This is a genomic window from Rheinheimera sp. SA_1, assembly GCF_001669775.1.
Lineage (GTDB): Bacteria > Pseudomonadota > Gammaproteobacteria > Enterobacterales > Alteromonadaceae > Pararheinheimera.
In genome coordinates this window covers 640,237-655,808 of sequence record NZ_LXWK01000011.1, presented here as the reverse complement: position 1 = coordinate 655,808, position 15,572 = coordinate 640,237, and the positions used below count along the sequence as shown (strand labels likewise).

Genomic DNA, 15,572 nt, shown 5'->3' with positions numbered 1-15,572 from the left:
TATGCACGCACAAACACAATCATTTTTATCCGCGTTAAATGCGCGCGGCATTCGGGTTTGGGTTGAAGATGGTCAACTGTGTCTGGATCAGCAAGAGGCGGAGCTGACCAGCGATGAAATCAGTTACCTGCAGCAACATAAGGCGCTCGTGTTGGAAGTGTTACATCAGCAGGATACGGCAAAGGCATCGCCGCTATCCTGTGGACAGACCTCCTTATGGTATATCCAGCAGCAGTCTCCAGACTGTAGTGCGTATAATGTAACCTTTGCTGCTGAGCTGGCAGATGGGGTTGATGCGGCTGCGCTGGAGCAGGCGGTGCAGCTGAGCTGTCAGCGGCATGATATGCTAAGGACGTGCTATCGGATGACACCGGATGGACCGGTACAATGGGTTCGCAGCGATTACCCGAAGCTCAATGTCATTGTCGCAACACAATGGCGGTCAGATCAAATCGAGCATTGGATCCGCACATGTTCAGAAATGCCATTTCAGTTAGAAAAGGAACCGGTGGTACGGTTTTATTTGCTGCAAAATCAGCAAGGTGACCGACTGCAGCAAGTGTTACTAGTGGTGGGCCATCACGTTGCCTTGGACTATTGGTCGCTGGAGTTGCTGTTACGGGAGCTGCTGGACATCTACGCTGCAGCCAGCACGGCAGGCACTGTCGAATTACCGAAGATCGAACGGACCTACCGGGATTTTGTTGCACTGGAGCAAGCGTATATTCAGCAACATGAAACCGGGCATCTGGCGTTTTTCCAGCAGTATCTGACCATGCAGCCGCTGGTTCTGCAGTACACGTATCCAAGACCGAAATTGCAGAGTTTTCAGGGCGAAAACCTCTATACCGAGATCGATCCGGCGTTGCATGCACAATTGCGTCAATTGGCTGCTCAACTGGCCATTACGCCCTTTAAGTTGATATTTTCGCTGTTTTCAGTGCTGCTTGGGCGCCTGGGGCAAACGGAGCACTTTGTGCTTGGCACCAATGTCACGGTGCGTAATACCTATGGCTTCGAATCGGTGCTTGGTCATTTTGTAAATGCGATTCCGGTTGGGATTCAACTGGCGTCCCAGCAGCCGGCAGCCAGCGCTATTGTGCAAATTGCGGCCATGTTGGATCAGGCACTCAGTCAGCAGAATTATCCTTTTGCGCGACTGGTAGAAAAATTAAATCCACAGCGGGATCTGAGTCGCAGCGCGTTGTTTCAGGTAGTGTTTAATTGGAACCAAAAACAGGGGACCCCGCCGGGTAAGCTGCTAAAGCGGGTGCTGGTGGCATCTAGCACGGGGGTATCTGGCGCCAATAACGACCTGTCCTTGAATGTGTTATGTGAGCCAGACCGCTATCAGCTGCAATGGAACTATTGCTCGGCGTTGTTTAGCCGGGCCCGGATTGAATCCTTTGCCAAAGCGTTTGAGTATTTACTACAGCAAGTCGTGCGCGACAGCGGGCAACTGCTGGCGGATATCCCTTGTACTGACGCAGCGGTCACAGTGCCTGAAGAAACCAAAGCCACGACACCGTTTAGAGAACAGCATCACGTGCTACAAGCTTTTGCAGATAGTGTGAACCGTTATCCGCTGGCAACCGCGGTACGGGATCCTGCCGGCAGTTTGACCTATCAGCAACTGGATCTCGCAAGTAGCCGCCTTGCCGGTCGTCTGGCGGCCTCGGGCGCTGCCCGTGGCGCTCTGGTTGCGCTCTGGTTACCGCCCGGTACTGATGCGCTGGTTGCCATGCTGGCTTGCTGGAAAGCGGGCGTTGCGTATCTGCCATTGGATACCAGAACACCGTTAGCAAAAATCAGAACAATCCTGGCAACAGCATCGGTCTACGGATGTATCAGCCACACTGCGCATTGGCAAGAGCCCTTAACTCCGCTGGTATTATGGCTCGATGAGGACGGTGATCCTGATGGCGACATCAGCCTGCCAATTCCGCAAGCCGATGCGGCGTTGGTGGCGTACAGCATTTTTACTTCCGGTTCGACCGGGATGCCAAAAGGGGTTGAGATCAGTCACGCTGCTTTGTTCAGTTATCTGAACTGGGCAGTCGCTGCCTATGATGTGGAGCACGGCAGTGGTGCACCAGTTTTGACGTCGCTGGCGTTTGACGCAACGGTCACGCCGCTGTTTACCCCATTGCTTTGTGGCAAAACGGTGGAGTTTGTCGATAATCCGGCCGAAGTTGCAACGCTTGAGAAACAATTATCCGCTTCGCAGGGCTATAGCTTTATCAAGCTGACTCCCAGTCACCTTAAGCTGTTGGCACAGGGTGACCTCAGTCGGTTTGCCGCAGCGACCCGTTGTTATGTATTAGGGGGCGAGGCGCTTGACAGTCCGTTGCTGGCTCGCTGGCAACAGGCCTTGCCGCACGCCCGTTTTGTCAACGAATACGGTCCTACAGAAACCAGCGTAGGTTGTTCTGTCTACGTCAGTCGTCATCCGCAAGTGATTGGTCGCGAGGTGCCGATTGGTACGGCTACCGCCAACGCCCGGCTGTATCTGCTGGATCAGCGGTTCAATCCGTTGCCGGCGGGCGTTGAGGGTGAGCTATTCATCGGTGGCGAGGGCGTCGCCAATGGTTACCGGCAGCAGCCGGCCTTAACGGCACTGCGATTTTTACCGGATCCGTTCAGTCCGAAGCCCGGCGCCCGGATGTATCAGTCCGGTGACCGGGCAGTGATGCGGGAAGATGGTCAGCTGTTGTATACCGGTCGGGAGGATGGTCAGTTAAAGGTGCGGGGGCACCGGGTGGAGGAGCAGGAGATTGTCAGTCAGTTACGCCGGTTCCCGCACATAGCAGCAGCCGTGGTGATGACTGATCAGCAGGACAACTTGTGTGCCTACCTGGTTATGGCGCCAACCGCGCCTTGTGATGTAACGGCGCTGCGTCAGCAGCTGTCGGAGCATTTACCGGAGTATATGGTTCCCAATCGCTGGTTCCGTACCGTGATGTTACCCCTGACGACTAACGGAAAAACAGATCGGGCAGCGCTGATTGTTGCCGCTCAACCGGTTGCGCAGCCCAGTCAGTCAGCGCGACCGGAGAGCGACACCGAGCAGCGGTTGGCCCTGCTGTGGCAAGAGTTGTTGGGTGTGACCGCGGTTGGCCAGCATGACAATTTCTTTACGCTCGGCGGCCACTCAATCCTGGCCGCACGTCTGCTGAACCGTGTTCAACAGCACTGGCAGGTGTCACTGGGCCTGACCGATATTCTGACTGCGCCGGTGCTACAGGAGCTGGCGTGCCGTATTGATGCGGCGACGAAAAACGTTGCTGCGCCCGTGCAAACGTCGGCAATTGCGCCCGTTGATCCCGCCGGACGTTATGAACCATTTGCCTTAACCGAGGTGCAGCAGGCTTATTGGATCGGTCGCCAGGATGTTTATGCGCTGGGCGGTGTCGCCACCCATAGCTACTTTGAATTTGATATTGTTGATTTAGCGTTAGATCAGTTCAGCCGGGCCTGGGATCAGCTTATTCAGCGGCATGATATGCTCAGAGTCGTGATTGACGAGAATGCCCAGCAGCGAGTGTTACCTGAGGTGCCTGCCTATGCTATTGCATGCGATGATTTACGTGAAAAGACCCAGGATCAGCGACAGGCCAGACTGACAGAGACCCGGGCGACGTTATCGCACCAGATGCTGGATCCGGCCCGCTGGCCGCTGTTTGAGTTGAGAGCTTCCTTGTTGCCGGCAAGTGTTACCCGACTGCATCTGAGTATCGATGCGCTGATTGTGGACGCTTGGAGTGCCATGATTATGCAACGGGATTTGTCGGCGTTGATGGCTGGTCAAGGCGACAGTTTGCCGGCTCTGCGGTACCAGTTCCGTGATTTTGTCCGTCAAACAGTACAGTTACGGCAGCAACCGGTTTATTTGCAGGCAAAAGACTATTGGCTGCAGCGTCTTGAGTCACTGCCGGGTGGCCCCCGGTTACCGTTAGCCAGACGACCTGAACAGTTGCGTCAGCCGGTATTTACCCGCCGGCAACAGGCGCTGACGGCGGAACAATGGCAGTCGTTACAGGCCAGGGCACAGTCATTCGGGGTAACTCCTTCCGTACTGTTGTTAACCTTGTTCAGCCAGGTGATCGCGCGCTGGAGCGAAAATAAACAGTTTTTGATCAACCTGACCTTGTTTAACCGCCCGCCGCTGGCACCTGAGATCACCGATCTCTTGGGTGACTTTACATCGCTGACTTTGTTGGCGGTCGATACGGTCGGTCATGATACGGCGCAACTGGCTAACCGTTTGCAGTTTCAGCTATGGCAAGATTTGGAGCATCGCAGCTTTTCCGGCGTCGAAGTCATTCGTTTGTTAGCCAACAAAGCTGTTGATCAACAATCAGCGTTGGTTGCTCCGGTCGTGTTTACCAGCGCAATCGGCTCGGGACAGGGTGAACCGGGCAACAGCTCAGGCGGGCTGGGCAAACTGGTGTATAACATCTCACAGACATCCCAGGTATGGCTAGACCATCAGGTCACTGAACAGCAGGGGCGGTTGAATTTGAGTTGGGATTCGGTCGACGACTTGTTCTATCCTGGCGTTTTGGATGGGATGTTCAGTTTGTATATCGACAGTGTACTTCGTTGTATCGCGAACGCAACGGAGCCTGTCGCCGCGCCGGTCCCGCTACCGATCAGTCAGCTCGGCAGTCGCCTGCGCAGTAACAGTACGGCACTCGCGTTGCCCGATAGTCTGATTTATGAGCCATTTTTGCGGCAATGCCGGGCTGAACCGCAGCGCATTGCTGTACAAACGTCGTCGCTGGCGCTGACGTATCAGCAATTGCATCAGTATGCGCTGCAGCAGGCTGAACTGCTTCAGGCGGCAGGCGTTAAACCCAATGAGCTGGTCGCGATTGTGATGCACAAAGACTGGCGGCAAGTGGTGGCCTGTCTGGCTATCTGTTATGCCGGGGCTGCGTATCTACCGGTAGACCGCGCACAGCCGGTATCGCGTCAACTACAAATCCTGCAATTGGCCGCTGTGAAAATTGCGATGGTAGACGGCCCTGTGGATGACAGCATTGCCCGGCAGTATCAAATCCTGCCGATTAGCGAGACTGTGTTTGCAGTGGATTCACCTTTTACTGAGCCACCGGCGGTGGCCCGACTGGATGATTTGGCGTATGTCATTTTTACCTCGGGTTCCACTGGTGTACCCAAAGGGGTTAAAATTACCCACAGGGCTGTCGTTAATACGTTGCTTGATATCAACCAGCGTTTTGCACTGACCCAACCGGTGGTGCTGGGGCTGTCGGCGTTAAACTTCGATTTATCGGTGTATGATATTTTTGGGGTATTGGCGGCGGGTGGCACATTGGTACTGCCGGATGCGGCTTTGCGAAACGATCCATCACACTGGCATACACTCAGCGTCCGTTTTGGCGTGGATCTGTGGAATTCGGTGCCTGCGTTGTATCAGTTGTATCTGGACTACCTGGAGCAGACCGGCGGGCAGTTCCCGGCCGCTCTGAAAACGGTCATGCTCAGCGGTGACTGGATCCCGCTGAGTCTGGCTGATAAAGCGCGATGGATGGCACCGGCTTGCAGGTTGATTAGCCTCGGCGGGGCAACCGAAGCATCCATTTGGTCAATATATTATGAGATAGGCCTGCTTGCCGAGCACTGGCGCAGCGTGCCTTATGGCCGGCCGTTAGCAAATCAGACTTTTTATGTGCTGGATGAGCAGCGCAATCCATGCCCGGATTTCGTCAAGGGAGATTTGTACATTGGCGGCAAAGGGCTGGCCAGCGGTTACTGGCAAGATGAGAAAAAAACCGCCGATGCTTTTATATTTAACCCGCAATCGGGCGAGCGCCTCTATAAAACCGGCGATAAGGGCCGGTACATTGAAGACGGACTGATTGAGTTCCTCGGACGCGAGGATACGCAGGTGAAGCTACGCGGTTACCGGGTTGAGCTTGGTGAGATTGAAAAAGTGATCAGCCAGCATCGTTATGTCGACAAGGCGGTTGTGATGGTCATGAAAAATGAGCAGCAGCATGACGTACTGACCGGCTATGTCGTGTTCAAGAGTCTGCCAGCCCCTGGAACTGATCCCGTACTGGCAACGCAAAGCGGACCGTCATTAACCGAGACGGCACTGTTGCCGCTGGAACCGGTCGATATTAGCCGTCAGTTAACGCTCAATATGGACACGCTAAGTGACTGGCAGCCGGTCGGGGTTAGCTCGCCGGCGATCCTGTCTTACCTGTTGGCACCGTTGCAACAGGTCGGGTTGGCGCCAGCAGCACCCTCTAAATGCTATTATCCGTCGGCATCCAGCCTTTACGCGGTGCAATGCCTGGTTCAACTGAACCGGGCGCTGTCCGAGCAGCTGCCCGCTGGCGTCTATTTGTATAATCCGATCTCGCATGGATTGCAGCTAACTGCTATCGGTGCAGTGCCAAGCGATGCTGATGTTGTGTTGCATCTGGTGGTTGATCGGCAGAAAGTCACCGCCAAATACGGTGCGCTGGCAGAGAAATTGTGGCTACTTGAAGCCGGACACCTCTGCAGTTTGCTCGAACATAGCATGGTGTTGCCCGGACTGGTTGCTAGGTTGCAGTCTGTACCGGAGCTGCCATTACCGCACTGGTGCGGTGATTTCGCCGCGATCGGGAGTTACTGCTTAGTACCCGGGCGGCAGCGCCAGACAGCCGGTCAGCAAATCAACCTGTTGCAACGACAGTCTATTCGCCGCTACACCGGGCAAGCCTTGCCGGTGCAGGATTTGCTGGGGCTGCTTAATCAGCATTTCACTCAAAGCCCGGCGTGCGGACAATGGTATTTACAGTTACAACGTAGCGCAGACTCTGCGCGATCGCCGCAGATTTTTCAGGTGGTCGGGACGGCAGGTCAGCTGAGCTTATTGGCGGTACCTGATGAGTTTGTTATCCCTGTATCGGCATTTATGGCGGATAACCGCGTCATAGCCGAACAAGCTGCCTTGTTGTTTCACATCGCGCCGGCTACTGCAGGGCGGCAGACTCTGCAGCGTTGTGGCTATGATGTTCAGCAATTATCACTGGCTGTCCATCAGCAGCAGCTTGGTGTTTGTCCGCTTGGGCATCTGGAGTTACCGGATTGTTATCAGGATCTATTGGCGGAGGCCCGCTTTAGCTACGGCGTCTTTATCGGACATGTGGCACCGGAACAGTATCAGCAGTGGCCAGTGTTGCAGGAAGCGCGCGAATATCCGGCGGTGCGCTCGGTCAAATCTCTGGTGGCGGAAAAGTTACCCGCCTATATGGTGCCTGAACAAGTCTTCGAGCTGGCCGCCCTGCCGCTGAGCGCCAATGGCAAAGTAGACCGGAAACAGCTGCCGAAACCGGTTGCCACAGAGGTCAAACGATCCGCCAGCATACTGCCAGGCGCGGTTATGACGGCGACACAGCAACGCTTGCAGCAGATTTGGCAAGATGTATTGTCCAGCCAGGACATTGGTATTGACGACAGCTTTTTTGAGGCAGGTGGCAACTCGGTCATGATGATTCAGGTATTTAACCGGATCAAAGCGCAGTTTAGCAAGCCATTGACCATTGCCGATTTGTTCCGGTACAGCACGATCGCCAGCCTGGCAGCCTTTTTAGATGAAGTGACTATGAATCAACAGGAAACAATCAACCAGCGAAGCCGGAAGCAGCGTGATGCGTTGCTGCAACGCCGGTCCAACAGAGAAGAACAGGTATGAAACAACATAGTCATATCAGTGATGTCGCTGCGATTGCCGTGATTGGGATGGCCAGTCGCTTCCCCGGTGCCAACGACTTGCAAACGTTCTGGCAAAACCTGTGTGCGGGCCATGAAAGTATTCGTCCGCTAACGGATGAGGAACAGGCGCGGTACCAGGCGATGACCGGTGCAAGCAGTGGGGCCGCCACTATTGCTGTGGCCAGTATGATTGACGACGTCGATGCGTTTGATCATGACTTCTTTGGTATTTCGGCTACAGAAGCACAGTTAATGTCTCCCCAGCACCGGTTAATGCTGGAAACAGCCTACCACGCGCTGGAACACGCAGGTCTGATGACGACGCAGGCGCGCCAGGGAACCGGCATTTATTGTGCAGTCAACCTCAGTGATTACCTGATTAACAACATTGCCGCTGCCAAAGACCGCTTTTCGGCCGCCGATCGTTTACAAATTGAGATTGGTTCTGACCAATGTTATGCCAGTAGCCTGATTGCGCATAAACTCAATCTGCATGGACCCAGCCTGACGGTTAATACCGCATGCAGCTCGTCGCTGGTCGCGGTGCACCTGGCCTGCCGGGCTTTATTGAGTTACGAATGTGATAGCGCCCTTGCGGGGGCGGCCAATGTGTATGTGTCGCAACTACCTGGCTATCAATATCAGGAGGGAGGGGTGCAGGCTCCCGACGGACACTGTCGGCCCTTTGACGTCGCAGCGAATGGGACGGTGTTTGGCAGTGGTGCCGGCATGCTGGTGTTGAAAAGACTTGAAGATGCACTGGCCGATCAGGATTGTATTTGGGCCGTGATCCGGGGCACAGCTATCAACAACGATGGCGAGCGTAAAGTCGGGTTCACGGCACCAAGCGTCAGCGGTCAGGCCGAGGTGATCAGCAGTGCGCTGAGTTTTGCTGACTTAACGCCGGATGATATCAGCTATATCGAAGCACATGGTACCGGTACCGCGCTGGGCGATCCGATTGAGATCGCTGCTCTGGAGCTGGCATTAGGGCAATCTGCCGTTGAGTGCCGCATTGGCAGTGTGAAGTCCAATATTGGCCATTTGAACTGTGCGGCAGGGATCGCCGGGGCGCTGAAAACTATTTTGATGTTGCACCATCAGACGTTCGTTCCGTCATTACATTTTCAGCAGCCCAATCCACAAATTGACTTCAGCAAAAGTAGATTTCAGGTCCAAACCCGCTGTGAGCCCTGGACTGTCAGCGGGAACCGACCGCGGATTGCCGGCGTCAGCTCCTTTGGCATCGGCGGGACGAATGCACACGTCTTGTTTGAAGAGTTTATCTATGACAGGACTGAACCCGGCGATTCGACGCAAATCATCCGGCTCAGTTCGCAGAATGCAACGGCCTTAATAGCCGATATAGACATGCTGAACAGCTGGCTTACCCGGGCAGGGCCGCAGTCTATCCAACAGCTGGCTGCGCAATTGTGTCGGCGGGATTTGAAGTTGCCTCATCGTTTCGCGGTTGCCGCCGATTCGGTTGCTCAGTTACAGGCGCTGTTGGCTGATGCCGGTCGTCACAGTGCTGTCGCCGGTAAGCTACCGCCGCGGCTGGTCTTGCTGTTTGCCGGGCAAGGCACTGAACTGGCGCCTGCACTGTGCGAACTCGCCGAACATGACCCGCAGTTCCGGCAACAGGTTGATTCGGCTGGTTTGTTGCTAGCCGATTGCTGTGGTGCTGATCTCAGACAAATTCTGCGTAGGCGCCAGCTGCCGGCCGACACTGCGGTGCAACAGCCGGTGTTGTTTACACTGCAGGTGCTGTGGGCGCAGTATCTGATAGCACAAGGTATGCGGCCTGCTGCTTTACTCGGGCACAGTCTCGGTGAATACGCCGCCGCCTGTGTTGCAGGGGTATTCAACTTTGCGCAAGGGGTTGCGTTGGTTAGCCAGCGGGGCCGATTGATGCAAAAAATGCCGCAGGGGCGCATGCTCTCGGCGGCGCTGACACCAGCGACAGCCCGGCAGTATTGTAATGAACAGCTCGAAATCGGACTGATCAACAGCCCTGACCATGTCGTATTCACGGGGCCGGTTGTGGCGATCGAACAGTTACAAATGCGGCTGGAATCGCAGCAAATTGCTAACAAGATGCTGGTGACGTCGCATGCATTTCACAGTCGCAGCATGGAGCCAATGCTGGAGGAATTCCGGCAAGTTCTGCAGTCGGTCCGTTGGCAGCCGCCGACAATACCGTTTTTATCGAACTGTAGCGGCGACTGGATCACGCCTGCGCAAGCGACGGATCCGGCCTATTGGCTGCTGCAGCTGCGTCAACCGGTGTTGTGTGCCGAAAACTTTGCCCGGCTCGCTGACAGTGATTTCGTAATATTGGAGGCTTGTGGTCCCGGAGCGATGACAAAATTAGCCCAGCTGAACCAGCTCAGACCACAGCAGATCATCAGGCAACCAATCAGTGGTGCTGCTGATTTTGCGGCACTGCGCGCGGCGCTCTGGTGTCGTGGAATGCCTGAAGAACAAGCGCTGCTGCCTGCCGGACTTCGATACCCAAGCCTGTTGCCGGGGCGGCATTTTGTCCGCCATCGGCATTGGATCAGGCCAGCTGTGCCGGCACAATTACCGGCAGTGGTGCCGGTCACATCGACCGACCCGGTGTTGTTTGCTACAGGCTGGAAGACGGCGTTGTCAGCTGAACAAGGGACTTTGCATACCAAACAGTCGTTTGTCGTGCTGACCGATACGCTCGCTACGGTGACGCCGCTTACCGGGTTGCTGACCGCCGGGGGGCATCAGGTAACCACCACCGTCCTTCAGTTTACGCCGACGGCGGCCGGCGAAGAGATGTTGCTGACACAGGCTGTTGGCGCCGATCTCCGCTATCGGCGCCATGTTGTGGTCGTGCTGTCAACGGCCTTTGCGGCCAGACTGGCGACACAACAGCCGGAGGCCTGGTGTCATCCTCTCATGCTGGTCTTCAAGGTCTGTGCGTTGCAGACCAGCGATGTCATTTGCAGCGTGGTCACCGAAAACTATCTGTCCTTGTCTGCTTATCCGCCAACATCGGCCGGCGCGGCCATTCTGACCGGCCAATTGCGCAGTTGCCGACATGAGCTGCCACGCCTGAAACTGCGGCAGATTGATGTCGGCGATCTGGCGTTGGATGGTTCTTTCTTAGCCGGACAACTCACGCGTGAGTCAACAGACGATCTGCTGGTGCACCGCGATGGCACCAGCTGGCTGCGCCATGCTGAGCCGGTCAATCTGGTCGCAACCCGTGACAGGCTTGATGCGACAAGCCCCTATTTGTTAACAGGCGGCCTGGGGGATGTCGGGTTTCAACTGGCGTTGACACTGGCTGGGCTCGGGGTACGCCGGTTGATTTTACCGATCCGCCGTCCGCTGCCGGACCGGTTGCGCTGGCCTGCCATGCTGGCGATCGTGGACAGCGTAGAAGCCCGGATGATTGGCCGGATCGGGCAGTTAGAAGACCTTGGTATCGAGATATTTTGTCCGGTGGTTGACCTGACCCGGTCGGTGCCTGTCAGTGAGTGGTTGGCGCCGCTGGAGCAGCAGTTGGGGAACGTGGCAGGGGTGATTCATGCGGCAGGGGTGAATGACGCCGGTTTGTTGCTTCATAGTGAATTACGGGATGCCCGTTCGCAGTTTGCGCTAAAGGTCGATATGACCGAAGCATTGTTGCAATATTTTTCCGCCCGTCAGCTTGAGTTTATCTGTCTGATTTCATCGGCTATTGCCGCCACGGGCGCGATCGGACAAAGTTTTTACAGTGCGGCCAATGCCTATCTGGATCAGCGGGTTGTGGGCGATAAACAGCATCGTTTGTTGAGTATCGGCTGGGCCGGTTGGCAAGACTGTGGCATCGGGAGCGGCGCGGGGGGTGGCAATGCACAACCGCCGCTACTGTTGACTACAGTACCGCTGTTGCAGCACATTACCGGGAATGCACTGCAGGGTTGGCGGCTGACGGCGAATGTGAACCCAAGCACGCACTGGTTAATGCAGGAACACCGGATTAAGCAAGTACCGGTTTTTCCGGCCACTGGTTACCTGAGTTTGCTGGCGACTTGCTGTGAACAGCTGTTTGGTGGGCTGTCTGAACACACGGGCTGGCAACTGGCGGATCTCACGTTTTTGACATTGTTGTATAGCCGTCCGGATCAACAGATTGAATTGGCCATTCACGTAGAGCCCGCGGTTCACGGTTATCAGATCCGTGTGTTCCAACCTAACGATGATAAAGTATTAGTGACGGCATCGGTGACCCTGCACAGCCAACAATCTGTGACGCGCCCAGAGATGCCGGCCGGCCCTTGGACGAGGCAACTGAGTTACCCGGGACGATTGCCTCAGCTTGACCAGAACATGACGCTTGGGCCACGCTGGCATTGTTTGGTGAGTGCTCAGGTCAATACACACGAAGCCAAACTAGAGTTGCAGTTGGATGCGCGGTTCAACGGTGATTTGCAATATTATTCGCTGCATCCGGCGCTGTTGGATATCGGATTGGGCGTAGCGGTCAGTGATTGCCTGCTGGCTCAGCATGCTGTCATACCGGTTAGCATGGGCAAGATGGTGCAGTTCAGGCCGATGACGATGCACCTTTACTGCCATGTGCAGCTGATCCCTGAGACACAGGAGGATTCGGCACTCGTGGTACTGAACGCCAATTTTTATACCGCTGAGGGTGAATTGGTTGTCTGCATCAGCGACTACCGGCTCCGTCGGGTGGCTCAGAATACCGGTAGCCGGCAGCCGACAGCGCTTCCTGACCATGCGTTGCTCCGTCCGGTGTTACAGCCAGCCCTGGGACGAGCATTGTTTCGTCAGATCCTCTGTTCGTCGTTTCGGGGACATTTGGTGGTTGACAGCGTGTTGCCTGAGCTGCGTCAGCAGCAATGGCAGGCTGTGGCCACCGAGCTGTTTGGCCGGACGGACTCGGCGGAGCCAGCACTTGCCGATCAGGATTCCAGCATAGATCTAGTCCGCAGTGTGATGAAAACCATGCTTGGCCTTGATTCACTGAGTGATTCAGCGGATTTCTTTGAGTTGGGCGGACATTCCCTGCTGGCGAGCCGGATCCTCAGCCAATATCGGCAGCAACTGGGTGTCTCTCCCGGGATCGACATGATGTTTGAGTTACCTACTGTTAGCGCACAAGCTGCCTTACTGGATGCGATGTTACGGAGTCGCGGGACTGTCAGGTTGCCTGCAACCCGGACTGTTGCGCGTGGTTATGTGGAGGGAGTGATATGAAAGCCACTATGAAACTCGTGGCAGATTTAGCTACGCAAGATATTTTGCTGTGGGTTCACGACGGTCAGTTGCACTTTAGTGCAGCCGCAACAGCGCTTGCCGAACCAGTCCGGCAGCAACTGAGGCAACACCGGGCTGAATTAATTACGCTGTTAAGTCCGCAGCAGGGGCAATCAGTACCGGCCCTGCGAGCTTTGCCGGCACAACCTACGTATAAACCGTCTTTTGCGCAGGAGCGCTTGTGGGCGATTGACCAGTTGGAGGGACCCAGCAGTCGTTACAATGAGGGCAAAATTCTGGCGATTAGCGGCGCATTGCAGGCGGTGTTATTGCCCGACGCCTTGTCCCAGGTGATGATGCGCCAGTCGGTTTTGCGGTCCCGCTATATTGACCATGATGGCCAGGCACAGATGGTCATTGAACCGAACACAAAGCCGGAAACTCTGTTCACGGATGCTCGAAGCTGGACATCGCAGCAGCAGCAAGCAGAGATAAGCCGCACCATGGACCGGCCATTTGTGCTGGCCAGCGGGCCGCTGGTCCGGATGACCGTGCTGCAGACTGCCGATACGCAGTTTGTGATTGCGTTTGCCATGCATCACATCATTTCGGATGGATTATCGCTGGAGATCCTGATCCGGGAACTCATCAGCGCTTATTTGCAGCTGCAGCATGGGCAAACAGTCGTGATGGAGCCGTTGTCCGTGCAGTACCAGGATTTTGCTGCCTGGCAGCGTGAGTTGGTGCAGGGGACGGTTGGCCAGCAACAAGTCCGCTACTGGAACCAACAGCTTTCAGGTGCGCCTGATTGCATAAATTTAAAATCAGATTTGCAACGACCGGAAAAATCTGACATATATGGCGGCGTACACCGATTTAATCTTGTTGCTGATAGTTATAGTGGTTTGGTTCAAAGTGCAAATGCCCTGGGGACAACCCCATTTAACTATGCGTTGACAGCCTACAACCTGATGCTGGCGTATTTTTCAGCGAGTAGCGATATATTGGTCGGAACCCCGGTCAATCAGCGGAACAAGCCAGAACTTGAGTCTTTAATCGGTCTGTTTGTCAATACCATCGTGTTACGCAACGACGTGTCGCTTAAAAAGTCACTGGCGCAGTTGTTGACGAGTGGACAACAAGTTGTCAGTGCTGCTATGCAGCATGCCGATGTGCCGTTTGAAATGGTGCTTGAGGCCTTGCAGATCAAACGAAGCCCGGCCTATTCGCCGCTTTATCAGGCCAGATTTGTCTTTCTGGATGTTGCGACAAGGTTGGAGGAGATTGAGCAGCTGCAGGTGAAGCAGTTGGAGCAGGACCGGTCACTGGCAAAATTTGAATTGATGTTAACTTTGGAGCGGGTGGGCAACAGCTATCAGGCGGAGTTTAGTTTTAACCGTTCGTTGTATCTGGCTGCAACTGTTGAACGCTTTGCCTGCGCTTATCAACATTTGCTTGCGACGATGCCACGGGCGCACGAGTCTACCGTAGCTGAGATGTTTGCCGGGCTTGACTGCCGGTTGCATGAGTATGATCAGGCGCTAGCCGCCAGCAATAAACAATCACGCTTATCCGGGCTGGAAAAACTAAAAAAAGCGCAATTGGAGGATAGGAATGCAGTTGTATAAAGATGAAAATGTCAGCATTGTCGCAAGCGCTGTTTTTGATGAAGCGCCGGTTACGGTAACCCCGCTTCGCTTCGGTGTGAATCTCAAGCAATGGGCTGCAGATCATGTGCAGCTGATTGAGCAAGTCCTGCAAGAACACGGCGCTATCCTGTTTCGAAAGTTCAAGGTCAATGGCAGTGGGCATTTTCAGGATATTATCGAAGGAATATATGGCGTTGGCCTTACCGAATATGAGAATCGCTCAACTCCGCGTACCCGGGTAAAAGGCAACGTGTATACGTCAACCGAATATCCGGCTAATGAGACGATCCCGTTGCATAATGAAAATGCCTATACCAACAAATGGGCTAACCGCATTTTCTTTTTTTGTGTGAAACCGTCTGCCGTTGGCGGGCAGACGCCGATTGCTGATAGTCGGCGGGTATTTCAGGCGATACCGCCAGCGACGCGGGAAAAACTGATACAGCAAAAAATCCGCTATACCCGCAATTACGGCCATTTTGATTTGCATTGGCATGAAGTCTTCCAGACCACAGATCCAGCAGAGGTGGAAGCATACTGTCGTAACAATGATATTCATTATCAGTGGCGACCTGATGGTCAACTGACCACCTGGCAGATCTGTGATGCAGTGCAAACACACCCGAAAACCGGTGAGATGGTTTGGTTTAATCAGGCGCATTTGTTTCATGTCAGCGCCCTGCAAGCGGAAGTGCGCGAGTCACTGTTACAAGCATTTTCCAGTGATTTATTACCACGCAACGCGTTTTATGGCGATGGTTCAGAGTTTGAAGAGTCAGTTCTGGCAGATATTCGCGCCGCTTTTGTCCAGGAAAAACGCGTGTTTAACTGGCAGATGGGCGACGTGCTGTTGTTGGACAATATGCTGTTTGCGCATGGGCGTGAACCGTTTGAGGGCGAGCGTCAGGTGCTGGTTGGCATGGTTGACCCTCGCGCCTGAGCAGATGGTCG

At 54.8% G+C, this 15,572-nt stretch carries 4 protein-coding genes; all 4 read left to right on the top strand.

Annotation, left to right across the window (positions count from 1 at the left end; genetic code table 11):
- Position 1: 1 nt before the first annotated feature.
- The 4 genes from A5320_RS03940 to A5320_RS03925 are packed head-to-tail and all read left to right on the top strand — an operon-like array spanning position 2 to position 15,561.
- The gene (locus A5320_RS03940; RefSeq protein WP_068061184.1) at positions 2–7,711 is read left to right on the top strand and encodes a non-ribosomal peptide synthetase; all 7,710 of its coding nucleotides are present in this window, start codon (positions 2–4) and stop codon (positions 7,709–7,711) included.
- Positions 7,708–12,972: a type I polyketide synthase gene (locus tag A5320_RS03935; RefSeq protein WP_068061180.1), complete on the top strand. Its 5,265-nt coding sequence runs from the start codon at positions 7,708–7,710 to the stop codon at positions 12,970–12,972. The genes A5320_RS03940 and A5320_RS03935 overlap by 4 nt, the downstream gene beginning before the upstream one ends.
- Positions 12,969–14,600, top strand: coding sequence for a condensation domain-containing protein (locus tag A5320_RS03930; RefSeq protein ID WP_068061177.1), 1,632 nt, complete (start codon positions 12,969–12,971; stop codon positions 14,598–14,600). Before A5320_RS03935 ends, A5320_RS03930 begins: the two co-directional genes overlap by 4 nt.
- Positions 14,587–15,561: a TauD/TfdA family dioxygenase gene (locus A5320_RS03925; RefSeq protein WP_068061174.1), complete on the top strand. Its 975-nt coding sequence runs from the start codon at positions 14,587–14,589 to the stop codon at positions 15,559–15,561. Before A5320_RS03930 ends, A5320_RS03925 begins: the two co-directional genes overlap by 14 nt.
- Positions 15,562–15,572 lie beyond the last annotated feature (11 nt).

Coding starts and splice junctions, on each gene's coding strand:
- A5320_RS03940 (WP_068061184.1), top strand. CDS start 2: ATGCACGCACAAACACAATCATTTTTATCCGCGTTAAATGCGCGCGGC.
- A5320_RS03935 (WP_068061180.1), top strand. CDS start 7,708: ATGAAACAACATAGTCATATCAGTGATGTCGCTGCGATTGCCGTGATT.
- A5320_RS03930 (WP_068061177.1), top strand. CDS start 12,969: ATGAAAGCCACTATGAAACTCGTGGCAGATTTAGCTACGCAAGATATT.
- A5320_RS03925 (WP_068061174.1), top strand. CDS start 14,587: ATGCAGTTGTATAAAGATGAAAATGTCAGCATTGTCGCAAGCGCTGTT.